The following is a 24392-nucleotide window of genomic DNA, read 5'->3' as shown; positions in this document are numbered from 1 at the left end:
CGGCCGCAGGGGTCGGGCCGTCGCCGTACGCCGCGGCACCTCGCCGTCCGGGCCCGGCATCCGGATCGCGGGGCACTGCCGTAGCATGCGCCGGGCGGAGGGCCGCGGCGCGAAGTCATGCTAATCGGGACATATGGTCGTGGCATCCGGGAGGGGCGGGGGAACCGCGAACGGCGGTGCGTGCGTCCCAGCGAGCGCGGGGGAGCGTGCGCTCGCCCGCGCAACGGCCCGGCGCACCGAAGGCGTACGAATCGGAACTACGTCCGGGAATGCGGCGACTACGCGTCTTCTCCGCAGATCGGCGCACCCGTCCTCGTCAGGGCCCATCGGAGTGAACTGACCGGTACGGGAAAATTATTTGGGATGGCCCCGAATCGGAACACCCGACCCCCCTCGCTCGTTGTTCACGACGTGAGCACGACACCACCAGTTCTCGCCGCCGAGCTGGCAGCCGCCTGGGCCGACATTCAACGGCACCATCCCGAGCTGCCGGATCTGGCCGCGCCCGAATCACTCATCGGAGAGTCCTCGTCCGCCTGCGGCGCCGAGCTCTCCTTCGAACGGCTGCTGCACGAGGCCGTGCACGGGATCGCCGCCGCCCGCGGTGTCCGCGACACCTCGCGCGCCGGTCGCTACCACAACCGCCGGTTCCTCGCGATCGCCGAAGAGCTGGGGCTGGAGCACGCGGAAGAGCCGCATCCGAGCAGCGGCTTCTCCCTCGTGACCCTCACCCCGGCCACCCGTCGGCGCTACCGCTCCACCGCCGACCGTCTGCACCGCGCCCTCAAGGCGCACGACGCGGCCACCACCACCGAGAGCGGGCGCAGCTTCCGCGGGCCCGCGGCCCGACACGGCTCCTCCGGGGGCGGGGTACGGGTCAAGGCGGTCTGCGACTGCGGGCGCAACGTCCGCGTCGTCCCCTCCGTGCTGGCGCAGGCGCCCATCATGTGCGGAGCCTGCGGCAAGCCCTTCCGCATCCCGGACGCCGCGCCGTCCAAGGAACCGATGGCCGTCGCGGGCTGAATGCGCCGGCGGCGGCCACACCTCACCGGCCCGGCCCCCGGTTCGGCCGGACCGGTGAGGTGTGGCATCATGGGCGGCTGTACTCGGCAGCCGTCCAGGACCCCTCTCTCCTCCGGCTGACGCGTCCGTCGGGCGCCAGGACACCACAACCCCACGTGGCACTCCGCCGCGCCCCACCACGTCAAGACCAGGAGACACCACACCCGTGGCAGTCAAGATCAAGCTGAAGCGACTGGGCAAGATCCGTTCGCCGCACTACCGCATCATCGTCGCCGACTCGCGCACCCGCCGCGACGGCCGCGCCATCGAGGAGATCGGCCTGTACCACCCGGTGCAGAACCCCTCCCGCATCGAGGTCGACTCGGAGCGCGTCCAGTACTGGCTGGGCGTCGGCGCGCAGCCGACCGAGCCGGTCGCGGCCATCCTCAAGGTCACCGGCGACTGGCAGAAGTTCAAGGGTCTGCCGGCCCCCGAGCCGATGAAGGTCGCCGAGCCGAAGGCCGACAAGAAGGCCCTCTTCGAGGCCGCGGCCAAGCAGTCGGCGAACGAGCCCAAGGGCGAGGCCATCACGCCGAAGGCCAAGAAGTCCGACAAGGGCGAGAAGAAGGCGGACGAGGCCAAGGCCGAGTCCGCTGACACCGCCACCGAGTCGACCGAGGCCTGAGGATGCTCGAGGAGGCCCTCGAGCACCTCGTCAAGGGCATCGTCGACCACCCCGACGAGGTGCAGGTCGCGGAGCGCACCCTGCGCCGCGGGCGCGTGCTGGAGGTCCGGGTGCACCCCGACGACCTCGGCAAGGTCATCGGCCGCAACGGCCGCACGGCCCGTGCGCTCCGCACCGTCGTGGGAGCCCTCGGCGGCCGTGGTGTACGCGTCGACCTCGTCGACGTGGACCAGATCCGCTGAGCGGCAGCACGCTGAGCAGTACCACGCACCACCGGCAGCGGCCGGGGGCGGCTCCGGCCGCACCCGGCCGCTGCCGCTGTTCGCACCACCCGCCCGGCGGAGGACACGCGAGAAGAAGAAGGGGAACCCGAGACCGTGCAGTTGGTAGTCGCCCGCGTCGGCCGCGCCCACGGCATCCGCGGTGAGGTCACCGTGGAGGTACGCACCGACGAGCCCGAGCTGCGGCTCGCGCCCGGAGCCGTTCTGGCCACCGATCCGCCGGACGTCGGCCCGCTCACCATCGAGACCGGCCGGGTGCACAGCGGACGCCTGCTGCTGCGTTTCGCCGGCGTGCAGGACCGCACCGGCGCCGAGGCGCTGCGCAACACCCTGCTGGTCGCCGAGATCGACCCGGAGCAGAGCCCGGACGACCCCGAGGAGTTCTACGACCACCAGCTCCTCGACCTGGACGTCGTCACCCGAGACGGGCGCGCCGTCGGCCGCGTCGAGGAGATCGCCCACCTGCCCGCGCAGGATCTGCTGGTCGTACGGCGCCCCGACGGCGGCGAGGCGCTGATTCCGTTCGTCACCGAGATCGTCCCGGAGATCGACCTGTCCGCGCAGCGCATGGTCGTCGACCCGCCCCCCGGGCTGCTCGACGAGGAGGAGGGGAAGGGCGCGTGAGGCTCGACGTTGTCACGATCTTCCCGGAGTACCTGGAGCCGCTGAACGTCTCCCTGGTCGGCAAGGCGCGCGCCCGCGGGCAGCTCGACGTCCGGGTGCACGACCTGCGCACATGGACCCACGACCGGCACCACACCGTGGACGACACCCCGTACGGCGGCGGGCCCGGCATGGTGATGAAGCCCGAGCCGTGGGGCGAGGCGCTGGACGAGATCCTCGCCTCCGGCGCTCCGGACCAGGGCGAGCCCGTCCTCGTCGTCCCCACGCCCAGCGGGCGGCCGTTCACCCAGGCCCTCGCGGTCGAACTCGCCGCCGCACCCTGGCTCGTGTTCACCCCGGCCCGCTACGAGGGCATCGACCGCCGCGTCGTCGAGGAGTACGGGTCGCGTCTGGACGTGCGCGAGGTCTCCATCGGCGACTACGTGCTCGCCGGGGGCGAGGCGCCGGTACTGGTGATGGTGGAGGCGGTCGCCCGCCTGCTGCCCGGCGTGCTCGGCAACGCCGAGTCCCACCGCGACGACTCCTTCGCCCCCGGGAGCATGGCCGGCCTGCTGGAAGGCCCGGTGTACACCAAGCCCCCGCAGTGGCGCGGCCGGGAGATCCCCGAGGTGCTGGTCAGCGGCCACCACGGGCGGATCGCCCGGTGGCGCCGCGACCAGGCGCTCGCCCGCACCAGCACCCACCGGCCCGACCTGATCGAGGCGTGCGATCCCGTCGGGCTCGACGCGCACGACCGGGCGACGCTCTCCGCCCTGGGCTGGGAAGTCGGACCCGGGGGCCGATTTGGGCGCACGACGAGGCCCGTGGAAGAATAGGCCGCTGCCTCGCGTCCGGCGCGCGACCCTGCCACAGGGGGATCAACGCCCGACCGGAGCGGCGGCAACCGTACATCCGTTCACCATGTTCCGCTGATGACCTGTGGCATCGGCGAGGAAAGCAGACGATCATGTCTCACCTGCTCGACAACGTCGACGCGGCTTCGCTGCGCGAGGACGTCCCCCACTTCCGCCCGGGCGACACCGTCAACGTCCACGTCCGCGTGGTCGAGGGCAGCCGCTCCCGTGTGCAGCAGTTCAAGGGCGTCGTGATCCGCCGCCAGGGCTCCGGCGTGCGCGAGACCTTCACCGTCCGCAAGGTCAGCTTCAGCGTCGGCGTCGAGCGCACCTTCCCGGTGCACACCCCGATCGTAGAGAAGATCGAGGTCGTCACCCGCGGTGACGTCCGCCGCGCGAAGCTGTACTACCTCCGTGACCTGCGCGGCAAGGCCGCCAAGATCAAGGAGAAGCGCGAGAACTGATCTCGTTCGTGCGAACGGAGCGCGGCCGCGCGGAGGTCCCCGAGCAGGGGCACCGGCGTCGGCCGCGCTCTTTTCGGCTCACGACGGGCGCCGCGGCCGTTCTCGTGGCGGTCTTGCTGGTCGGCGCCTTCGTGGTGCAGCCTTATTCGATCCCCAGTTCGTCGATGGCGCCGACCCTGAAGGTGGGGGACCGGGTCCTGGTGAACAAGCTGGCCTACCGTTTCGGTGACCGTCCTGAACGGGGGGAGGTCGTGGTGTTCGAGGGCAGGGGGTCCTTCCTCCCGTCCGGCACCGCCGGCTCGGGGGCGCTCTCCGGTCTGCTCCGCAGGTTCGGTTCCGCCCTCGGCCTGTCGGACCCGGCGGACACGGAGTACGTCAAGCGGGTCATCGGCGTCGGCGGTGACCGCGTCCGGTGCTGCGACCAGCGGGGGAGGCTTGCGGTGAATGGCGAACCGCTGACCGAGACGTACTTGCACCCCGGCGACGAGCCCTCCGTGGTCCGCTTCGACATCCGTGTTCCGGAAGGCCGGCTCTGGGTCATGGGCGACCACCGCTCAGCCTCCCGCGACTCCCGGGACCACCTGGGGCTGCCCGGCGGCGGCACCGTCCCGCTGGACCGCGTCATCGGCCGCGCCGACTGGATCGCCTGGCCCCACGCCCGCTGGACCACCCTGTCCGCCGGTACGGAACGCGCCGCTCGCGAGGCGGGGGCCCATGGGTAGGCGCGGCAGACCCGCCGGGCACCACCGGCGTTCCGACGCGACACCCCCGCCGCAGCCCTCCGCAGACCGGACCGCCACCCTGCGCGGCCCCGGCGAGGGCCGCGCCGACCGTCGACGTGCGGCCAAGCGCATCAAGCGGCGCCGCAGGCTGTCGGTGACCAAGGAGATCCCCATTCTGATCGGCATCGCGCTGGTGATAGCGCTGGTGCTGAAGACCTTCCTGGTGCAGGCGTTCGTGATCCCCTCCGGGTCGATGGAGCAGACCATCCGGATCGGGGACCGCGTCGTCGTCGACAAGCTGACCCCGTGGTTCGGCGGCAGGCCCGACCGCGGCGACGTCGTCGTCTTCCAGGACCCCGGCGGTTGGCTGGACGGCGAACCGCAACAGCAGCAGCAGGGGACCGATCCCGTCGGTGTCAAGCAGGTCAAGGACCTGCTGACGTTCGTCGGCCTGCTCCCGTCGGACGACGAACAGGACCTCATCAAGCGGGTGGTCGCCGTCGGCGGCGACCGCGTGCGCTGCTGCGGCTCCGACGGCCGGATCACGGTCAACGGCCACCCCGTCGACGAACCGTACCTGTACCCGGGCAACGCGCCGTCGAAGATCGAGTTCGACGTCACTGTCCCCGAGAGCCGGTACTTCGTGATGGGCGACCACCGCGGCAACTCGGCGGACTCCCGGTACCACCTCGATTCACCCGGACGGGGTACGGTTCCGGAGGAACTGATCGTCGGCAGGGCCATGGTCGTAGCCTGGCCGGTGGACCACTGGCGGCGGCTGTCGGAGAACGAGACCTTCGCCGCGGTGCCGGACCCCTCCGGCACGGAGGCGACCGCACAAGCTGCCGAGGAGAACCGAAGGAGTGGGCTTCCGAGCCCCTTGGAACTCTCGCTCGTTGTCACAGTGGTGGGTCTGGCCCGGTACCGGGACCGACGAAAGCGCAGTGTGAGGAGTGAGAGTGGGGGACATGGGCTACGGCGCGCGGTCCGGTCACGACTATCCCGAGGGACCTGAGGGAGACGGCCGCGGACCGACGCCGCTGATGAGTGACGAACGGCCCAGCCCGCAGGGAGGCGAGACGGACACCGTGGGCGTGTCGCACACAGGGGACGACGGAGACGGCGCCCGTGACGACGGCGAGGCCGGACGCGACCGCAAGAAGAAGCAGGCACGGCCGTTCTGGAAGGAACTGCCCCTCCTCGTCGGCATCGCGCTTGTGCTGGCGCTGGTCATCAAGACCTTCCTGCTCCAGGCGTTCTCCATCCCCTCGGAATCGATGCGGGACAGCCTCAAGATCGGCGACCGCGTTCTCGTCGACAAGCTGACGCCGTGGTTCGGCTCCGAGCCGGAGCGCGGCGAGGTCGTCGTCTTCCACGACCCGGGCGGATGGCTCCCCGACATCCCCAACGAGCAGAATGCCCTGCAGAAGGCGTTCAGCTTCATCGGGCTGATGCCGTCCGCCGATGAACAGGACCTGATCAAGCGCGTCATCGCGGTCGGCGGCGACACCGTCTCCTGCCGTAAGGGCGAGCCGGTGAAGGTCAACGGCGCCGCGCTCGAGGAGTCGTACCTGAAGCCCGGCAGCACGCCGTGCGACGACAGGCCCTTCGGGCCCGTCACCGTGCCCAAGGACCACATGTGGGTCATGGGCGACAACCGCCAGAATTCCCGGGACTCGCGCTACCACCAGGACGGCCCCGACGGCGGCATGGTGCCCGTCGACGAGGCCATCGGCCGCGCCGTGGTAGTCGCCTGGCCGCTCGACCGCTGGGCGACCCTCCCGGCGCCGGAGACCTTCGACCAGAAGGGCGTCGCCGCCAAGGCCGCCGGTGCCGCACCCGCCCTGATGGGCGTGGCTGGAGTGGCACCGTTGGCCCTGTGGCTTCGCCGGCGCCCGGAGCGGTCAGACGTTTCGCACCGAGCGGAGCGGATCACGACGGGCGGCTGAGCGCCGCCCTAGGTAAGGACCGACGTGTGGCCGGGCCCCGGAGGGCCCGGCCACACACGCGTCGCGGCTCAGCCCCGCGTGGTGACCGGCGAAGGAGGCCGAGGCGTCCCACACGTGGACACCTCGCCCTGCCCGCCGCCCTCCGCACTCCCGGAGAGCGCGCGGTCGCCGGTAGGGTTCGCCCAGACCTCCGGGCAGGTCGGGCGACGCCCCGTGGCCGTCAGCGTCCCGGCGGTGCGAGGGCGGCGAGGCGGCGACGGACCGGGAGCGCAGGGATGGGAAACGCAGTACGGACGACCGGTGCGGCACGCCCGGGCGGCACACGGCCGCGCCGTGGGCTGGGCGACACCCTCTCCGGCGTCGCGGTGGCGATCGGCTGTGTGCTGTTCCTCGGCGGCTTCGTCTGGGGCGCGATCGTGTACCAGCCGTACACGGTTCCCACCCGCTCGATGGCACCGACCATCCAGGCCGGCGACCGGGTACTCGCCGAACGCGTCGGCGGTGACGAGGTCCGGCGCGGCGACGTCGTCGTCTTCTACGACTCGGTGTGGGGGGACGTCCCCATGGTCAAGCGCGTCGTGGCGGTCGGCGGCGACACGGTGGCCTGCTGCGACGCCGAAGGGCGGATCACTGTGAACGGCGAACCCGTCGACGAGGAGTACCTCGGGCCGGACGACCGGAAGGCCATGACCCGCTTCGGCGAGCGGGTCCCCGAAGGCCGGCTCTTCCTGCTGGGCGACCATCGCACGACCTCCCAGGACTCCCTGATGCGCCTGGAGGGCGACGCCGACCACTGGGCCGTGCCGCGCGACGCCGTGCGGGGGCGGGTGGACGCGACGGCCTGGCCGCTGGAAGGTTTCGGCATGGTCGAACGCCCCGAGGGTTTCACGCAGCTGCCGGGCGGAGTCTCCCGGCCCGGACCGCTGGTCCCCATGCTGATCGCCGTCGGCGCGGGTACCGTCCTGATCATGGGAGGGGCGGCACACGGGCCGCTGTCCCGCCGGTCGGCGGCAGCCCCGCACGGCCGGCGCCGGAGCTGACGCACAATAGGGGCACGCACGGCTGAAGGGGAACACGCCATGAGCGCCGAGGACCTCGAGAAGTACGAGACCGAGATGGAGCTCAAGCTCTATCGCGAGTACCGCGACGTCGTCGGGCTGTTCAAGTACGTGATCGAGACCGAACGACGCTTCTACCTCACCAACGACTACGAGATGCAGGTGCACTCCGTCCAGGGCGAGGTCTTCTTCGAGGTGTCCATGGCCGATGCCTGGGTCTGGGACATGTACCGGCCGGCGCGGTTCGTGAAGCAGGTGCGGGTGCTCACCTTCAAGGACGTGAACATCGAGGAGCTCAACAAGAGCGAACTCGACCTGCCCGAGGACTCCGGCTTCAAGGGCTGACCTGGGCTGGACCTCCGGGCCGCGGCCCCCCGTCACCCCTGGGGGTGACGGGGATATCCCCAGACCGTCACCGGTCCACAGATCCGGCCCGACATCCCCGCTCCAGCACCACCTCCGTCACAGTCGGTGACGGAGGTGGTCCCACATGAATGCCCGAGAAGCACTCGGCCGCTACGGCGAGGACCTGGCCGCGCGGCGGCTGCGTGCCGCCGGCATGGCCGTACTGGAACGCAACTGGCGCTGCGCCGCCGGAGAGATCGACATCGTCGCGCGCGACCGTGACGCCCTGGTGGTATGCGAGGTCAAGACGCGCCGCGCCGGCGGGTGGGAACACCCGATGGCCGCCGTCACCCCCGCCAAGGCCGCGCGGCTGCGCAGGCTCGCGTCCCGCTGGCTCACCGAGCGGTGGATCGCCCGGTACGGCAGGCCGCCCACCGGGGGCGTGAGGCTGGACGTGGTGGGCATCTGGCTGCCGGACCGCGGGGCCCCGCTGGTCGAGCACGTCCGGGGGGCGGCCTGATGGGGTTCGCCCGCACCTGCTCGGTCGCGCTGGTCGGCGTCGAGGGCGTACCGGTCGAGGTACAGGCCGACCTGGAGCCGGGCGTCGCCCACTTCACTCTGGTAGGGCTGCCCGACAAGTCCCTGGTCGAGAGCCGCGACAGAGTCCGTGCCGCCGTGGTCAACTCCGGCGCGGAATGGCCGCAGAAGAAGCTCACCGTCGGCCTGAGCCCGGCCTCCGTGCCGAAGGGTGGCAGCGGCTTCGACCTCAGCGTCGCCTGCGCCGTGCTCGCCGCCGCCGAGCGGATCGACCCGCGCACGATCGCCGGCCTCATGATGTTCGGCGAACTGGGCCTCGACGGCCGCGTCCGCCCGCTCCGGGGCGTGCTCCCAGCCGTGCTGGCAGCCGCCGACGCCGGATACCGGCACGTCGTCGTGCCGGAGCAGGCCGCCGCCGAGGCGTCCCTGGTCCCCGACGTGACGGTGCTCGGCGTCCGCAGCCTCCGCCAGCTCATCGCCCTGCTCTGCGACGAGTCGGTGCCGGAGGAGGACGAGGAAATTGCCGCGGCCCGCCCCGATCCACTGGGCCCCGCCCCTGCCGGTCCGGGTCTCGGCGCGGCCCTCGCCGCGGACGACCACCCCGTCGACCTCGCCGAGGTCGCCGGGCAGACCGTCGCCCGCACCGCCCTGGAGATCGCCGCGGCCGGCCGCCACCACCTCTTCCTCAAGGGCCCGCCCGGCGCCGGCAAGACCATGCTGGCCGAGCGGCTGCCCGGCCTGCTGCCGCCCCTGACCGCGCAGGAGGCGCTGGAGGTGACGGCGGTCCACTCGGTCGCCGGGACACTGCCCCCCGGGCGCCCCCTGGTGGAGCGGCCGCCGTACTGCGCCCCGCACCACTCGGCCACCATGGCCGCCCTGGTCGGTGGCGGCAGCGGCCTGCCCCGGCCCGGCGCCGTCTCCCTCGCCCACCACGGCGTGATGTTTCTCGACGAAGCCGCCGAATGCAGCGGGCGGGTACTGGACGCGATGCGGCAGCCGCTGGAATCGGGCCACGTGGTGGTCGCCCGCGCGGGCGGGATGATGCGCATGCCGGCTCGCTTCGTTCTCGTCATGGCGGCGAACCCGTGCCCGTGCGGACGGCACGGGGTGCGGGGGGCCGACTGCGAATGCCGCCCCTCGACGGTCCGCCGCTACCGCGCCCGGCTCTCCGGCCCGCTGATGGACCGGGTCGACCTGCGTGTGACCGTGGAGCCGCTGGCCCGCTCCGAGCTGAACGCGTCCGGCACCGGGGAGAGCACCGCCACCGTCGCCGCCCGGGTGCTCGCGGCCCGGGAACGCGCTGCGGCCCGCTACGCCGGGACGCCGTGGACCACCAACCAGGAAGTCCCCGGCCATGCCCTGCGCACCCGCTGGCCGGTCGCGCTCGGCGCTCTCGACCGCGCCGAGGACGACATGGAGCGCGGACTGCTCACCGCCCGCGGCCTGGACCGGGTGCTGCGCGTGGCCTGGACGGTCGCCGACCTGGCGGGGCGCGATCGGCCCACCCACGTGGACGTGGACCGCGCACTGGAGATGCGCACCGGCATCCGCCGTGGCGTCGCCGTCCCGGAACCCGCCCGATGAGTACCGGACCGGCGCGCGCGACCGCAGCCCACGCGGAAGCCGGACCGGACTCCGACGAGCGGCGCGACCGCGCCCTGCTCACCCGGGTCGCCGAGCCCGGTGACGAGACGGTCGGCCGCTGGCTGGAGGACTACGGGCCGGCAGAGATTGTGCGACGCCTGCGCGGCGGCCCCCCTCCACCGGGAACCTCCGCACGGCGCTGGGAAGGCCTCCGGCTGCGCGCCCACGGGGTGCGGCCCGGGGCGGACCTCGCCGCGGCCTCCACCCGAGGCGTCCGCTTCGTCTGCCCCGGCGACCCCGACTGGCCGGTGCAGCTCGACGACCTCGGCCCCTGCCGGCCCTACGGTCTGTGGGTCCGGGGCGCGCCTTCGCTGCGCTTCTGGGCACTGCGCTCGGTGGCGGTGGTGGGCGCCCGTGCCTGCACCGACTACGGGGTGCACGTCGCTGCGGCCCTCGGGGCCGGACTGGCCGCGCGCGGCTGGACCGTGGTCTCCGGCGCCGCCTACGGGGTCGACGGCGCCGCCCACCGGGGAGCGCTGGGCGCGGGAGGGGCGACCGTCGGGGTCCTGGCGTGCGGCGTCGACGTCGCCTACCCGCCCGGCCACAGCGACCTCATCCGGCGCCTGGGCGAGTGCGGCCTGCTCGTCGCCGAGCTGCCACCGGGCAGCCACCCCACGCGCGGCCGTTTCGTGCTGCGCAACCGCGTCATCGCGGCTCTCACACGCGGCACGGTGGTCGTCGAGGCGGAGCAGCGCAGCGGCTCCCTGGTCACCGCCCGCCGGGCCCGCGACCTGAGCCGCGTCGTGATGGGTGTCCCCGGTCCGGTCACTTCCGGGCTCTCCACCGGCGTGCACAGGCTGCTGCAGCACGACGCCGCCGCCGTCGTCACGGACGCGGACGAGGTGATCGAGATGGTCGGCGCCATAGGAGAGCTCGCGCCCGAGCAGGAGGTACCCGTACTGCCACGCGACCTGCTTCCCCCCGAGGCCGCACGGGTGCTCGAGGCGCTCCCGGCCCGGGCGGCGGTCACCGTCCCGCAGCTGGCCGCGGCCTCCGCCACGCCGACCGACCGGGTGCTGGTCCGGCTGCACGAGCTGAGGGCCCTCGGGTTCGTCGGCTCCGCGGGGGACCGCTGGTGGCTGCTCGCCCCCGTGCCCCGAGCGAGCGAGGGCTGCGGGCGGCCGTCACCGCAGCCACAGTGACCCGTGCGACGCGGGAGACCTGTGTGACCCGTGGGCGCCCCTCCCGTGCTTCCAAGGCACCCCATCGGGTGACGCGGCGGTCCTTGAACTGCGACTCCCGGGTGAAAGGGTGACAGTGGCGCGCAACACGCTCCTGCCGGATCCGGGCATCCCCAGGGCCGTCCCGCCAGCGACATCACCCCAGGGTGCGGGCAGCGGAACGTATCTGCGCATACCGCAGCCCGACGGTGCTCGCACTACGCAACCTCACCGTCACGCTACGCTCACGAAATTCGGAAGATCTCTCAGAACGGCTCAAGGCGACGCATGCCCCAGCACAACTCCGGGCTTGACCGCGCGGCCACCGGCTCAGGTCCGGTCGCCGTCGAGGACGCTGCACCCGGACCCGTCCCCGGTTCGCTCGACGAGCTGTGGCGGTCGTACAAGGGGACGGGCGACGAACGGCTGCGTGAGCAGCTCATCCTCCACTACTCCCCCTTGGTGAAGTACGTGGCCGGTCGGGTCAGCGTGGGCCTTCCCGCCAACGTGGAGCAGGCCGACTTTGTCTCGTCCGGTGTCTTCGGCCTGATCGACGCGATCGAGAAGTTCGACCCCGGCCGCTCGATCAAGTTCGAGACGTACGCGATCACCCGCATCCGCGGCGCGATGATCGACGAGCTGCGGGCCATGGACTGGATCCCGCGCTCGGTGCGCCAGAAGGCCCGTGCGGTGGAGCGCGCGTACGCGACGCTGGAGGCGTCGCTGCGCCGCACGCCGTCCGAGGCGGAGGTCGCGGCCGAGATGCGCATCCCCGTCGACGAGCTGCACGCCGTCTTCAGCCAGGTCTCCCTGACCAACGTGGTGGCCCTGGAGGAGCTGCTGCACGTCGGTGCGGAGAGCGGCGACCGGCTCAGCCTCGTGGACACCCTCGAGGACACCGCCGCCGACGATCCCGTCGAGGTGGCAGAGGACCGCGAGCTCCGGCGCCTCCTGGCCCGGGCCGTCAACACCCTGCCCGACCGCGAGAAGACCGTGGTCACGCTCTACTACTACGAAGGGCTCACCCTCGCCGAGATCGGGCAGGTGCTGGGCGTCACCGAGAGCCGGGTCAGCCAGATCCACACCAAGTCCGTGCTGCAACTGCGCGGGAAGCTGGCCGAGGTGGGTCGCTGAACCGGTCCTGCCGTCCGTAGAGTGGACGGGTGCCCAGGATTCGAGCAGCCTCCGTGGCCGAGCACCGGACGATGCAGCGTGCGGCCCTGCTGGACGCCGCACGCTCGCTGCTGTCCGAGGGAGGCACCGACGCGCTCACCTTCCCCGCCCTCGCCCGCCGCACCGGCCTCGCCCGCTCCTCGGTGTACGAGTACTTTCGCTCCCGCGCCGCCGTGGTCGAGGAGCTGTTCGCCGTCGACTTCCCCGAGTGGGCAGCCGAGGTGGAGGCGGCCATGGCCGCCGCGGACGGTCCCGAGGCGCGAGTCGAGGCGTACGTCCGCAGCCAGCTCGCCCTGGTCGGCGACCGGCGGCACCGGGCCGTGGTCGCCATCTCGGCCGGCGAACTGGACGCGGGTGCCCGCGAACGCATCCGAGCCGCGCACGGCGGGCTGATCTCGATGATCGTCGACGCCCTCGCCGAGCTCGGGCATGCGGAGCCCCGGCTGACGGCAATGCTGCTCCAGGGCATCGTGGACGCGGCGGTGCGCCGGATCGAGCTGGGCGCCGCCGAGGACCCCGCCACCGTCACCGAGGTCGCGGTCGCCCTGGCCCGCCACGGAGTACGGCGGTCCTGACCGCCCCATCCCGCGGCGGCCGCGCCCGGGGAGCGGGCCCGGGCACCGGGTACGGGAACGCCCGCGTGCGGCAGCAGCCGCACGGCTCCCGTCCGCAGCATCCACTCCGGCAGTACGGACAGCGGGTCGAGGTAACGGTCGTCCCGCAGCAGTCCCCAGTGCAGACACGGGCGGTCGCAGTGGTATCCGTCCGGGTCCAGCCGCCCCACCGTTTCGCCGGCCCGCACCGAGTCACCGGCCTCCATCACGGCCCGCACCGGCTGGAAGGTGACCCGTAACGGCACCTCACCCGTGCCCCGCAGCGCCACCGTGACCACTCCGCGCCCCGCCACCCGGCCGGCGAACGCGACCCGGCCCGCCCCGACGGCGCGCACCTCGGCGCCTGGCGCCGAGGCAAGGTCGACCCCGCGGTGACCGGCCGCCCACGGCGCCGGCGGCGGGTCCCACCCGCGCAGCACCACCGGCCGCGCCTCTCCGCCCGCGCCCGCCACGGGCCAGCTCCACCCGTCGCCGTCGCCGTCGCCGTCGCCCTCCGCTCCGTGCCGTCCCTCCTCCGTTTCGTGGCCCCTCTCCGCCCGCGGGACGGCGTCCGTCCCCTGGCCCTTCGCCGCCTCCGGGCCCGCCGCCGCTCGCGCGCCGGCGGGCGCCCGCAGGAGCACCACCGCACCCATCACCGCCACGATCAGTGCGGTCACCACCCACGCCCTCGTCCTCATGCCGCCAGCGTGCCCCGCGTCCTCCGCCTCCGGCACAGACCGCCTGGAATCCGTGGACGACCGCACACCTGTGCACAACTCGGTCACTCCGCTCAGCTACCGAGGACGTGGTCGCAGGCAGTTCCGGAGGTCCCGTACACTTCTGGTGGCGATCCGGGTCACCGGGTCGACTTCGCACGCCCCGCCACCCTCACCCGGTGGCCGCGTATCTCGGTCCTCGGAAGACCCCTCACTAGGAGCTTCCCGGGCACAACGCGTCCGGGGCGTCAGGCGCGACGCCCATCCGGGCCGTCGTGGGACAACCGAGACACGAAAACAAGGAGAACGGCCATGGCCGTCGTTACGATGCGGGAGCTGCTGGAGAGCGGCGTCCACTTCGGGCACCAGACCCGCCGCTGGAACCCGAAGATGAAGCGCTTCATCTTCACCGAGCGCAACGGCATCTACATCATCGACCTGCTCCAGTCGCTGTCGTACATCGACCGCGCCTACGAGTTCGTCAAGGAGACCGTCGCGCACGGCGGCTCCGTCATGTTCGTCGGCACCAAGAAGCAGGCCCAGGAGGCCATCGCCGAGCAGGCCACCCGCGTGGGTATGCCCTACGTGAACCAGCGCTGGCTCGGCGGCATGCTGACCAACTTCTCGACCGTCTACAAGCGGCTCCAGCGGCTCAAGGAGCTGGAGCAGATCGACTTCGAGGACGTGGCCGCTTCCGGCCTGACCAAGAAGGAGCTGCTGGTCCTCTCCCGCGAGAAGGCGAAGCTGGAGAAGACCCTGGGCGGTATCCGCGAGATGCAGAAGGTGCCCAGCGCCGTCTGGATCGTGGACACCAAGAAGGAGCACATCGCCGTCGGTGAGGCGCGCAAGCTCAACATCCCGGTCGTCGCGATCCTCGACACCAACTGCGACCCGGACGAGGTCGACTACAAGATCCCGGGCAACGACGACGCGATCCGTTCCGTCACCCTGCTGACCCGCGTGATCGCCGACGCCGTCGCCGAGGGCCTCATCGCCCGTTCCGGCGCGGCCGAGGGCAAGGGCGAGAAGGCCGTCGGCGAGCCGCTGGCCGAGTGGGAGCGCGAGCTTCTCGAGGGCGACAAGGCCGAGGGCGAGAAGCCGGCCGCTGATGCCAAGGCGGAAGAGCCCAAGGCGGAAGAGCCCAAGGCTGAGGAGGCCGGGGCTGAGGAGGCCAAGGCCGAGGACAAGTCGGCCGAGGCTCCCGCCGAGGCCCAGGCCGAGCAGGCCTGACGCCCGCTCGGGCCTCAGTGCCCGGCTCGGATCGGCACCCCTGGCGGGGCCGTTCCGAGTACCACGCGTCCACGGGGAGTGAGGCGGCGTCCCCGGTGTCGACGACACCGGGGACGCCGGGCCTCACTCCCCGTGCACCACCACCCTCATCGACTTCGAGAGAGATTCACCGACATGGCGAACTACACCGCCGCCGACGTCAAGAAGCTCCGTGAGCTGACCGGCGCCGGCATGATGGACTGCAAGAAGGCGCTGGACGAGGCCGAGGGCAACGTCGACAAGGCCGTCGAGATTTTGCGCGTCAAGGGCCAGAAGGGCGTCGCCAAGCGCGAGTCCCGCACCGCCGAGAACGGCGCGGTCGTGGCCCGCATCGCCGACGACAAGGCCTCCGGCGTGCTCGTCGAGCTGAAGTGCGAGACGGACTTCGTCGCCAAGGGTGAGAAGTTCCAGGCCGCCGCCGACGCCGTCGCCGCCCACGTGGCCGCCACCTCCCCGGCGGACACCGCCGCCCTGCTCGCCTCCGAGATCGAGGCCGGGAAGACCGTCCAGGCCTACGTCGACGAGGCCAACGCCAACCTCGGCGAGAAGATCGTCCTGGACCGCTTCGCGGAGTTCTCCGGCGGCTTCGTCGCCTCCTACCTGCACCGCACCAGCCCGGACCTGCCCCCGCAGGTCGGCGTCCTGGTCGAGCTGGACCAGGAGAACGCGGAGATCGCCAAGGACGTCGCCCAGCACATCGCGGCGTTCTCCCCGAAGTTCCTCTCCCGCGAGGAGATCCCGGCCGAGACGGTGGAGAACGAGCGCCGCATCGCCGAGGAGACCGCCCGCGAGGAGGGCAAGCCCGAGCAGGCCCTGCCCAAGATCGTCGAGGGTCGGGTGAACGGCTTCTTCAAGGAGAACTGCCTCCTGGACCAGCCGTTCGCCAAGGACAACAAGAAGTCCGTCCAGAAGGTCCTGGACGAGGCCGGTGTCACGCTGAAGCGCTTCGCCCGCTTCCGCGTCGGCGCCTGAGCGCGGTCCGTCGGGCCTGCGGGCCCGGGACACGCCCCATGACGCCGCACCGCCCGCCCGCCTGTCCCGCAGACGGGTCGCTGACCGGCTAGGGTCGGGCACACGGCAGCTGAACACGAGGAGGCCATTGCCTGAAGGAGCCGAGAGGATCCCACCGGCAGTGGCCTTCTTCGTATGCACGAGGAGATCTCCACCATGAGCAATGACACCGACACCGACAAGGACTCCCGGCGTCGCTTTCTGCTGAAACTGTCCGGCGAGGCCTTCGCCGGCGGGGGAGGTCTCGGAGTCGACCCCGACATCGTGCACAAGATGGCGCGGGAGATCGCCTCCGTGGTCCGCGAGGGCACCGAGCTCGCCGTGGTGATCGGCGGCGGCAACTTCTTCCGCGGCTCGGAGCTCCAGCAGCGCGGAATGGACCGCGCCCGCTCCGACTACATGGGCATGCTCGGCACCGTCATGAACTGCCTCGCTCTCCAGGACTTCCTGGAGAAGGAGGGCATCGACTCACGGGTCCAGACCGCCATCACGATGGGCCAGGTGGCGGAGCCCTACATTCCGCTGCGGGCCATCCGGCACCTGGAGAAGGGGCGCGTGGTCATCTTCGGCGCGGGCATGGGCATGCCCTACTTCTCCACCGACACCACCGCGGCCCAGCGGGCGCTGGAGATCAACGCGGAGGCGCTTCTGATGGGCAAGAACGGCGTGGACGGGGTGTACGACGCCGACCCGGCGAAGAACCCGGATGCCGTGAAGTTCGACGCGTTGGAGTACGGCGAGGTCATCACCCGTGACCTCAAGGTCGCCGACGCCACCGCGATCACCCTCTGCCGTGACAACGCGCTGCCGATCTACGTCTTCGAGCTGCTCGCCGAAGGGAATATCGCACGTGCGGTGAAGGGTGAGAAGATCGGCACCCTGGTGAGCGGCCAGGGCAGCCGCGGCTGACGCCCGGCGGCCCAACTCACCGGCCGTGCCGTGCCGTTGACCTGCGGGTTCGGCGGAACGGCGCTCGATGGACATATCAGGCTTCACACTTCCGAAACCAGGAGCACGTGGTGATCGAAGAGACCCTCCTCGAGGCCGAGGAGAAGATGGAGAAGGCGGTCGTCGTCGCCAAGGAGGACTTCGCCGCGATCCGCACCGGCCGTGCGCACCCGGCGATGTTCAACAAGATCGTGGCGGACTACTACGGCGCGATGACGCCGATCAACCAACTGGCATCGTTCTCGGTGCCGGAGGCCCGGATGGCCGTGGTGACCCCGTTCGACAAGAGCGCGCTGCGCAACATCGAGCAGGCGATCCGCGACTCCGACCTGGGTGTCAACCCGTCGAACGACGGCCACATCATCCGGGTGGTCTTCCCCGAGCTCACCGAGGAGCGCCGACGGGAGTTCACCAAGGTCGCCAAGGCCAAGGGCGAGGACGCGAAGATCTCCATCCGCAGCGTCCGCCGCAAGGCCAAGGAGACCATCGACAAGGCGATCAAGGACGGCGAGGTCGGCGAGGACGAGGGCCGCCGGGCCGAGAAGGAGCTTGACGACACCACCTCCAAGTATGTGGCGCAGGTCGACGAGCTCCTGAAGCACAAGGAAGCCGAGCTGCTCGAGGTCTGAGGCTTGAGTTCCGTGAACGACTCCTCCTGGGGTGCTCCTTCGCCGGGCGCCGGTTTCTCCGGCCCGCCCGGCCGGGCCCCGGCACCGGCTCCTCCGGCGGGCGCGCCGTCGCCCGCCGCGCAGGGCTCCGCACCCGTCGGCCACCCGGCCGCGACCAGGCCCATGCCCGTGGTCGGTGGCCCCGCTGCCGATCGCCCTGTCCCCCGGGAGCCGGGCGACCCCGAGAACGGTGAGGACGCAGTGGGTGGCTCCAGTTCCCGCGGTACGCCCGGCGACGGCCCGGGCGGGCCGGACGGCGGACAGCAGCCGGTCGAGCCGGCGCACTCCGGCATGCCGGGTGGTCCGCCCCCGGCGAAGGGCAAGAAGCGTGCCGGCCGCGACCTGCGCGCCGCGATAGGAGTCGGCCTCGGCCTCGGCGCGTTGATCATCGCGTCCCTGTTCGTCTACAAGCATCTTTTCGTCGGCGTCATCGTCCTCGCCGTCGCCGTCGGGCTCTGGGAGCTGACCTCCCGGCTCTCCGAGCGCAAGGGCATCCGCGCCCCGCTGGCCATCCTGGTCGCCGGGGGAACGGGCATGGTCGTCGCGGGATACGTGTGGGGTGCGGACGGCGCGTGGCTCGGCATGGCCTTCACCGCGCTGGGCATCCTGCTCCAGCGGATGACCCGGTCCCCCCAGGACTACCTGCGGGATGTCTCGGCCGGCATCTTCGCCGCCTTCTACGTCCCCTTCCTCGCCACCTTCGTCGCCCTGATGCTCGCGGCCGACGACGGGTCGTGGCGCGTCCTGACGTTCCTCGTGCTCACCGTCGTCAGCGACACGGGTGCGTACGCCGTCGGCTGGCGCTTCGGCAAGCACAAGCTGGCTCCCCGCATCAGCCCGGGCAAGACCCGCGAGGGCCTGCTCGGCGCCGTCTCCTTCGCCATGGCCGCCGGCGCGCTCTGCATGGAGTTCGCCGTCGACGGTGGCGCCTGGTGGCAGGGCCTGATCCTCGGCTTCGCCGTCGCCGTCAGCGCCACTCTCGGCGATCTCGGCGAGTCCATGATCAAGAGGGACCTCGGCATCAAGGACATGGGCACGGTTCTTCCCGGCCACGGCGGCATCATGGACCGCCTCGACTCCCTCCTCCCCACCGCCCCCGTGGCCTGGCTCCTCTTCGTCCTCTTCACCGGCACCGCCTGACCGCCGACCCGTAACGGCGCCACTGGCCGGTCACCGTCCCCGGCTCCGCGGCCTGCGGCCCGCCACCCGGAGTGCTGAGGCGGGGATCAGGCGTACAGCGGGCGACGTGGCCGAGCGCGTCGCATGCGTTCCAGACATGTCATGCGTGCTGGCGGAGTCTCCGGTTGGGCCGTGCGGGGCCGTGCGGGGGTGGCCGAGGCTGACTGGGGGTGCCGGAGGGTGGCAAGGGTCGCAGGTGCTGGGCGGCGGGAACGGCCCGGGAATCTGCGACACTGGAGCGGTTATGCCTGCACCTGGAGAGCTCACGTTCGTGGCGCCGCGCGGGGCCGCGAAGCCGCCGCGGCATCTGGCCGACCTTTCGCCGAAGGAGCGGAAGGAGGCCGTGGCCGCGCTGGGGGAGAAGCCGTTCCGCGCGAAGCAGCTGTCGCAGCACTACTTCGCCCGGTACGCGCACGACCCCGCGGAGTGGACCGACATCCCGCAGCAGTCGCGGGAGCGGCTGGCTGGCGAGCTGCTGCCGGAGCTGATGAGCGTGGTGCGGCACATCAGCTGTGACGAGGACACGACGCGCAAGACGCTGTGGCGGCTGCACGACGGCACGCTGGTCGAGTCGGTGCTGATGCGGTATCCGGACAGGGTCACGATGTGCATCAGTTCGCAGGCCGGATGCGGGATGAACTGCCCGTTCTGCGCGACGGGGCAGGCGGGCCTGGACCGCAACCTGTCGACGGCGGAGATCGTGCACCAGATCGTCGACGGCATGCGTGCGCTGCGCGACGGGGAGGTGCCCGGGGGCCCGGCGCGGCTGTCGAACATCGTGTTCATGGGAATGGGCGAGCCGCTCGCCAACTACAAGCGGGTGGTCGGCGCCATCCGCCGCCTGACCGATCCGGAGCCGGACGGCGTCGGGTTGTCGCAGCGGGGCATCACGGTGTCGACGGTGGGTCTGGTGCCCGCGATGCTGCGGTTCGCCGACGAAGGGCTCAAGTGCCGCCTGGCGGTCTCGCTGCACGCGCCGGACGACGAGCTGCGCGACACCCTCGTGCCGGTGAACACCCGGTGGAAGGTGCGCGAGGTGCTGGACGCCGCGTGGGAGTACGCGGAGAAGTCCGGGCGCCGGGTCTCCATCGAGTACGCGCTGATCCGGGACATCAACGACCAGGCGTGGCGGGCCGATCTGCTGGGCCGGCTGCTCAAGGGACGACCGGTGCACGTCAACCTGATCCCCCTCAACCCGACGCCGGGGTCCAAGTGGACCGCGTCGCGGCCGGAGGACGAGCGGGAGTTCGTCCGGGCCCTGGAGGCGCACCGCGTACCGGTGACCGTGCGGGACACCCGGGGCCAGGAGATCGACGGGGCCTGCGGCCAGCTGGCGGCCACGGAGCGCTGACCGGCAGCGGCGGAACCGCGGCAGGACAGCGGTGGAAGGGCGGCGGGGCACGCGAGACGGGCGCCGCCCGTGCCCCGACGGAGGCCGGGCCTGCTCGCCGTGAGAGCCCGGCTGGTACCGTACAACGGTATTTCCATCCGACAGGGGAGCGCGCGCAGCGCTGAGAGTGCGGCACCGTCCGGCCGCAGACCCTCGAACCTCGCCCAGGTCATGCTGGGTAGGAAGATCGGTTCACACCTCTCGTGCTGCCCGCGTGCGCCCACCTGGAGGTCCGCCGAGGACCCGGGAAGAAGGCTGCACGATGAAGCACACCGCCACCACCCTCCTCGCCGTCACGCTGGGCGTCTCGCTGCTCGCCGGGTGCGGCGGCTCCGGTGGGTCCGGCGACTCCTCTGCGGACGGCGGGGACGCGGAGAAGGTCACCCTGGTCACGCACGACTCCTTCGCCGCCTCCGAGAAGGTGCTTGAGCGGTTCACCGACGAGACCGGCTACGAACTGGAGATCCTGCGCGCCGGCGACGCCGGATCCACGGTCAACCAGGCGGTGCTGAACAAGGGCAACCCGCAGGGCGACGTCCTCTTCGGCGTGGACAACACCCTGCTCTCCCGCGCGCTGGAGAACGAGATCTTCACCCCCTACGAGGCCCGCGGCCTGGAGAAGGTCCCGCAGGAGTACCGGCCGGCCGGTGGCGGCACGGACGTGACCCCGGTGGACACCGGCGAGATCTGCGTCAACTACGACCGCGAGTACTTCGAGAAGAACGACCTCCGGCCGCCCCGCACGCTCGGCGACCTGACGAAGCCGGCGTACAAGGACCTGCTCGTCACCGAGAACGCCGCCACCTCCTCGCCCGGTCTGGGCTTCCTACTCGCCACCGTCGCCGAGTACGGGAACGGCGGGTGGAAGGACTACTGGAAGAAGCTGGAGGCCAATGGCGTCGAGGTCGTCGACGGCTGGGAGCAGGCGTACTACGACCGGTTCAGCGGATCGGCCGGCGGCGAGGGCAAGGGCGACCGGCCGCTGGTCGTGTCGTACGCATCCAGCCCGCCCGCCGAGGTGCTCGGGAAGAAGCCGATGCCCGAGCATGCGCCGACCGGCGTCGCCGAGGGCACCTGCTTCCGGCAGGTCGAGTTCGCCGGCCTGCTGGAGGGCGCGGACAACCCGAAGGGCGGCAAGGCGCTGCTGGACTTCCTGATCGGCACTGCGTTCCAGGAGGACCTGCCGCTCCAGATGTTCGTCTCCCCGGTGCGCGAGGACGCCGCACTGCCTGAGGTGTTCACCGAGTACGGCGCGGACGTCGAGAACCCGGCCACGATGGCGCCGGAGCGCATCGCGGACAACCGGGAGCAGTGGGTGAAGGCGTGGACCTCGCTCGTCGTGCGGTAGACACCGAGGCGCGGCCGGCGCTCCGGCGGGCGTGGACGTACGTCCCCGCGCCGCGGAGGGAGCCGGTGCCCACCCCCGGACTGCAGCCGGGCGGCGCACGCGACGCCGCCCGGCGGCTGGCCCTGATGGCCCTGCCGGCCGCGTTCTTCGCCCTCTTCTTCGCCTATCCGGTCGTCGCGATCACGCTCCGCGGCCTGCACGACGGCGGCCGGTGGCAGTTCGCCCGCGCCGCCGAGGTCCTCACCGACCCCGCGGTGCTCCAGGTGCTGCGTTTCACGCTGTGGCAGGCTGCGGCCTCCACCGCGCTCACACTCGTCGTCGCCCTGCCCGGCGCGTACGTGTTCGCCCGCTTCGACTTCCCCGGCAAGCAGGTGCTGCGGGCGGTCGTCACCGTGCCCTTCGTGCTCCCCACGGTCGTCGTCGGCTCGGCGTTCCTCGCCCTGGCCGGGCGCGGCGGCACTCTCGACCAGCTGTGGGGAGTGCGGCTGGACACCGGCGTGTGGGCGATCCTGCTCGCGCACGTCTTCTTCAACTACGCCGTCGTGGTGCGGACCGTGGGCGGGCTCTGGGCGCAGCTGGACCCGCGGCAGGAGGAGGCCGCGCGGGTGCTGGGCGCGACCCGGTTCGGGGCCTGGCGCCGCGTCACGCTCCCCGCGCTGACACCGGCCGTCGCCGCCGCCGCACTGATGGTCTTCCTCTTCACCTTCACCTCCTTCGGCGTGATCCAGGTGCTCGGCGGTCCCCGATACGCGACTCTCGAAGTGGAGATCTACCGGCAAACCGCCGCGCTGCTCGACCTGCCAGCCGCGGCTGTGCTCACCCTGCTCCAGTTCGCCGCGGTGGCCGCGCTGCTGGCCGTGCACGCCTGGACGGTGCGGCGGCGGGAGTCGGCGCTGGCGCTCGTCGACGCCCGGCACACCGCGCGCCGCCCGCGCGGCACCGGCCAGTGGGCGCTGCTGTGGTCGCATCTCGTCCTGGTCGCCGTGCTGCTGGTCGCCCCCCTGGTCGTGCTCGCGCTCCGCTCGCTGCGCACCAGCGACGGCTACGGATTCGCCTTCTACCGTGCTCTGACCGAGCACGGCAGCGACAGCACCTTCCTGGTCGCCCCGGTCGAGGCGATCGGCAACTCCCTGGCGTACGCGGCGGTCGCCACCGGGGTGGCCCTGGTCGTCGGGGGCCTCGCGGCGGCGGCGCTCACCCGGAGCGCCGGGAGGCTCGTCCGCGGCTTCGACGCGCTGCTGATGCTTCCGCTGGGCACCTCAGCGGTCACCGTCGGCTTCGGCTTCCTCATCGCGCTGGACGAACCGCCGCTGGACCTGCGCGCGTCGTGGATCATCGTGCCGCTCGCGCAGGCGCTGGTCGGCGTGCCGTTCGTGGTGCGCACCCTGCTGCCGGTGCTGCGCGCGGTGGACGTGCGGCTGCGGGAGGCCGCCGCGGTGCTGGGAGCCTCGCCGTGGCGCGCCTGGCGGGAGGTGGACCTTCCGCTGGTACGGCGGGCGCTCCTGGTGGCTGCGGGCTTCGCGTTCGCCGTCTCGCTGGGCGAGTTCGGCGCGACGGTGTTCATCGCCCGTGGCGACAACCCCACCCTGCCGGTGGCCGTCGCCCGCTTCCTCGGGCGTGCGGGGGAGCTGAGCTACGGGCAGGCCATGGCGATGAGCACCGTGTTGATGGTGCTGTGCGCCGCGACCCTGCTGGCCCTGGAACGGGTGCGCACGTCCGACGACCGCTCGGGAGAGTTCTGATGCTGCGACTGGACGGCGTGACCGTACGCTTCGACGGCCACACGGCCCTGGACGCGGTCGACCTGGAGGTCGCCGACCGCGAGATCGTGTGCGTCCTCGGCCCCAGCGGCAGCGGCAAGTCCACGCTGCTGCGGGTCGTGGCCGGGCTCCAGCACGCCGACGCCGGGCACGTGCTGCTTTCCGGACGCGACCAGCACGGCGTCCCGGCGCACAAGCGCGAGCTCGGGCTGATGTTCCAGGATCACCAGCTCTTCCCGCAGCGCGACGTCGCCGGCAACGTCGGATTCGGCCTGCGGATGCGCGGATCGGGCCGCGCCGAGCGGGCCGCGGCGGTCGCCGAACTCCTCGACCTGGTCGGCCTGCCGGGGGCCCAGCGCCGCGAGGTGCTGTCGCTGTCCGGCGGGGAGCAGCAGCGCGTGGCGCTCGCCCGCGCACTCGCGCCCAGCCCGCGGCTGCTGATGCTGGACGAGCCGCTGGGGCAGCTGGACCGTGCGCTGCGTGAACGCCTCGTCGTCGAACTCCGCGCCCTATTCCGCCGGTTGGGCACCACGGTGCTTGCCGTGACGCACGACCAGGGGGAGGCGTTCGCGCTCGCCGACCGCATCGCGGTGATGGACGGCGGACGTGTCGCCCAGGCGGGCACGCCGCTGGAGGTGTGGCGGAGCCCCGCGTCGGAGTTCGTCGCCCGCTTCCTCGGTTTCGAGAACATCGTTCCGGCGACCGTGCGCGACGCGACCGCCGACACCCCGTGGGGCACGGTGCGGGTGCCGGACGCCTCCCCGCAGGGGGAACGAAAGGTGCTGGTCCGCCCGTCCGGCGTCCGTCTCACCGCCCCGGGGGAGGGGCTGCCCTGCACGGTCACCGGCCGTACCTTCCGCGGCGGGCCGACGTCTGTCGTCTCGCTGCTGCTGCAGCCGGCGGACGCGCCGCCGCTGGAGGCGACCTGCCCCCTGCCGCACGCTCCGGAGGAGGGCGGACGGGTCGGCGTCGCCTTCGATCCGGACGGCGTCGTGGTGCTGCACGAGGGTGGCGCCGCCCGGTAACGGCATCC

Annotated in this window: 25 protein-coding genes, 1 pseudogene and 1 riboswitch; of the genes and pseudogenes, 25 read left to right on the top strand and 1 reads right to left on the bottom strand. The window is 72.1% G+C overall.

Annotated elements, in window-relative coordinates; all coding sequences use genetic code 11:
- Positions 1-363: 363 nt before the first annotated feature.
- The 16 genes from E4198_RS05555 to E4198_RS05480 all read left to right on the top strand — a co-directional run bounded on the left by E4198_RS05555 (position 364) and on the right by E4198_RS05480 (position 13052).
- Positions 364-1023, top strand: a complete 660-nt coding sequence (locus E4198_RS05555; protein ID WP_168711373.1) for a hypothetical protein — start codon at positions 364-366, stop codon at positions 1021-1023.
- 205 nt (positions 1024-1228) lie between these two features.
- Positions 1229-1687: a 30S ribosomal protein S16 gene (gene rpsP, locus E4198_RS05550; RefSeq protein ID WP_136182188.1), complete on the top strand. Its 459-nt coding sequence runs from the start codon at positions 1229-1231 to the stop codon at positions 1685-1687.
- A 2-nt stretch (positions 1688-1689) separates the two neighbouring features.
- Positions 1690-1929 (top strand): RNA-binding protein, encoded by a 240-nt coding sequence (locus E4198_RS05545; protein ID WP_027763869.1) that lies wholly within the window; start codon positions 1690-1692, stop codon positions 1927-1929.
- 135 nt (positions 1930-2064) lie between these two features.
- On the top strand, positions 2065-2592 hold the full coding sequence (rimM, locus tag E4198_RS05540) for a ribosome maturation factor RimM (protein WP_136182187.1): 528 nt from the start codon (positions 2065-2067) through the stop codon (positions 2590-2592).
- Positions 2589-3407, top strand: a complete 819-nt coding sequence (trmD, locus tag E4198_RS05535) for a tRNA (guanosine(37)-N1)-methyltransferase TrmD (RefSeq protein ID WP_136182186.1) — start codon at positions 2589-2591, stop codon at positions 3405-3407. Before rimM ends, trmD begins: the two co-directional genes overlap by 4 nt.
- A gap of 131 nt (positions 3408-3538) precedes the next feature.
- Positions 3539-3889: a 50S ribosomal protein L19 gene (gene rplS, locus E4198_RS05530; RefSeq protein ID WP_136182185.1), complete on the top strand. Its 351-nt coding sequence runs from the start codon at positions 3539-3541 to the stop codon at positions 3887-3889.
- A 104-nt stretch (positions 3890-3993) separates the two neighbouring features.
- Complete coding sequence (gene lepB, locus E4198_RS05525; protein WP_247597566.1) at positions 3994-4611, top strand: signal peptidase I; 618 nt, start codon at positions 3994-3996, stop codon at positions 4609-4611.
- Positions 4604-5626 carry a signal peptidase I gene (gene lepB / locus E4198_RS05520; RefSeq protein ID WP_136182183.1) on the top strand — a complete coding sequence of 341 codons (1023 nt, stop codon included), beginning with the start codon at positions 4604-4606 and terminating at the stop codon, positions 5624-5626. The genes lepB (E4198_RS05525) and lepB (E4198_RS05520) overlap by 8 nt, the downstream gene beginning before the upstream one ends.
- The gene (gene lepB / locus E4198_RS05515) at positions 5580-6560 is read left to right on the top strand and encodes a signal peptidase I (RefSeq protein WP_136185197.1); all 981 of its coding nucleotides are present in this window, start codon (positions 5580-5582) and stop codon (positions 6558-6560) included. The genes lepB (E4198_RS05520) and lepB (E4198_RS05515) overlap by 47 nt, the downstream gene beginning before the upstream one ends.
- A gap of 275 nt (positions 6561-6835) precedes the next feature.
- The gene (gene lepB / locus E4198_RS05510) at positions 6836-7600 is read left to right on the top strand and encodes a signal peptidase I (RefSeq protein WP_136182182.1); all 765 of its coding nucleotides are present in this window, start codon (positions 6836-6838) and stop codon (positions 7598-7600) included.
- A 39-nt stretch (positions 7601-7639) separates the two neighbouring features.
- On the top strand, positions 7640-7963 hold the full coding sequence (locus E4198_RS05505; RefSeq protein WP_023527784.1) for a DUF2469 domain-containing protein: 324 nt from the start codon (positions 7640-7642) through the stop codon (positions 7961-7963).
- A 145-nt stretch (positions 7964-8108) separates the two neighbouring features.
- Entirely contained in the window at positions 8109-8483 is a 375-nt protein-coding gene (locus E4198_RS05500; RefSeq protein WP_136182181.1) for a YraN family protein, read from the top strand.
- Positions 8483-10084 carry a YifB family Mg chelatase-like AAA ATPase gene (locus E4198_RS05495; RefSeq protein WP_136182180.1) on the top strand — a complete coding sequence of 534 codons (1602 nt, stop codon included), beginning with the start codon at positions 8483-8485 and terminating at the stop codon, positions 10082-10084. The genes E4198_RS05500 and E4198_RS05495 overlap by 1 nt, the downstream gene beginning before the upstream one ends.
- Positions 10081-11286, top strand: a complete 1206-nt coding sequence (dprA, locus tag E4198_RS05490; protein ID WP_136182179.1) for a DNA-processing protein DprA — start codon at positions 10081-10083, stop codon at positions 11284-11286. Before E4198_RS05495 ends, dprA begins: the two co-directional genes overlap by 4 nt.
- Positions 11287-11592: 306 nt before the next feature.
- Positions 11593-12438 carry an RNA polymerase sigma factor WhiG gene (whiG, locus tag E4198_RS05485; RefSeq protein ID WP_136182178.1) on the top strand — a complete coding sequence of 282 codons (846 nt, stop codon included), beginning with the start codon at positions 11593-11595 and terminating at the stop codon, positions 12436-12438.
- Between the two features lie 53 nt (positions 12439-12491).
- On the top strand, positions 12492-13052 hold the full coding sequence (locus E4198_RS05480) for a helix-turn-helix domain-containing protein (RefSeq protein ID WP_136185196.1): 561 nt from the start codon (positions 12492-12494) through the stop codon (positions 13050-13052).
- A 182-nt stretch (positions 13053-13234) separates the two neighbouring features.
- Here E4198_RS05480 and E4198_RS05475 read toward each other — a convergent pair.
- Positions 13235-13723, bottom strand: a pseudogene (locus E4198_RS05475) (M23 family metallopeptidase); the annotation flags it as partial.
- A gap of 375 nt (positions 13724-14098) precedes the next feature.
- On the opposite strand from E4198_RS05475, the gene rpsB reads away from it, so the two are divergent.
- The 9 genes from rpsB to E4198_RS05430 all read left to right on the top strand — a co-directional run bounded on the left by rpsB (position 14099) and on the right by E4198_RS05430 (position 24384).
- Positions 14099-15016 carry a 30S ribosomal protein S2 gene (gene rpsB / locus E4198_RS05470; protein WP_136182177.1) on the top strand — a complete coding sequence of 306 codons (918 nt, stop codon included), beginning with the start codon at positions 14099-14101 and terminating at the stop codon, positions 15014-15016.
- Between the two features lie 174 nt (positions 15017-15190).
- Positions 15191-16027: a translation elongation factor Ts gene (tsf, locus tag E4198_RS05465; RefSeq protein WP_136182176.1), complete on the top strand. Its 837-nt coding sequence runs from the start codon at positions 15191-15193 to the stop codon at positions 16025-16027.
- 195 nt (positions 16028-16222) lie between these two features.
- Complete coding sequence (gene pyrH / locus E4198_RS05460) at positions 16223-16975, top strand: UMP kinase (RefSeq protein ID WP_247597565.1); 753 nt, start codon at positions 16223-16225, stop codon at positions 16973-16975.
- 110 nt (positions 16976-17085) lie between these two features.
- On the top strand, positions 17086-17643 hold the full coding sequence (gene frr, locus E4198_RS05455) for a ribosome recycling factor (RefSeq protein WP_027763883.1): 558 nt from the start codon (positions 17086-17088) through the stop codon (positions 17641-17643).
- Positions 17644-17655: 12 nt separating this feature from the next.
- Entirely contained in the window at positions 17656-18822 is a 1167-nt protein-coding gene (locus tag E4198_RS05450) for a phosphatidate cytidylyltransferase (RefSeq protein WP_136185195.1), read from the top strand.
- 283 nt (positions 18823-19105) lie between these two features.
- Positions 19106-20212 (top strand): 23S rRNA (adenine(2503)-C(2))-methyltransferase RlmN, encoded by a 1107-nt coding sequence (gene rlmN / locus E4198_RS05445; RefSeq protein WP_136182174.1) that lies wholly within the window; start codon positions 19106-19108, stop codon positions 20210-20212.
- Positions 20213-20344: 132 nt separating this feature from the next.
- A riboswitch (TPP riboswitch) is annotated at positions 20345-20454 on the top strand.
- Positions 20455-20513: 59 nt separating this feature from the next.
- Positions 20514-21599: a thiamine ABC transporter substrate-binding protein gene (locus tag E4198_RS05440; RefSeq protein ID WP_136182173.1), complete on the top strand. Its 1086-nt coding sequence runs from the start codon at positions 20514-20516 to the stop codon at positions 21597-21599.
- Between the two features lie 125 nt (positions 21600-21724).
- Positions 21725-23341, top strand: coding sequence for an iron ABC transporter permease (locus E4198_RS05435; protein WP_136185194.1), 1617 nt, complete (start codon positions 21725-21727; stop codon positions 23339-23341).
- Complete coding sequence (locus E4198_RS05430) at positions 23341-24384, top strand: ABC transporter ATP-binding protein (RefSeq protein WP_136182172.1); 1044 nt, start codon at positions 23341-23343, stop codon at positions 24382-24384. The genes E4198_RS05435 and E4198_RS05430 overlap by 1 nt, the downstream gene beginning before the upstream one ends.
- Positions 24385-24392 lie beyond the last annotated feature (8 nt).

Origin of the sequence: Streptomyces sp. RKND-216 (assembly GCF_004795255.1) — a bacterium.
GTDB classification, from domain to species: domain Bacteria; phylum Actinomycetota; class Actinomycetes; order Streptomycetales; family Streptomycetaceae; genus Streptomyces; species Streptomyces hazeniae.
Note: the sequence above shows the minus strand (reverse complement) of the source record. Positions and strands in the feature narration are given on the sequence as shown.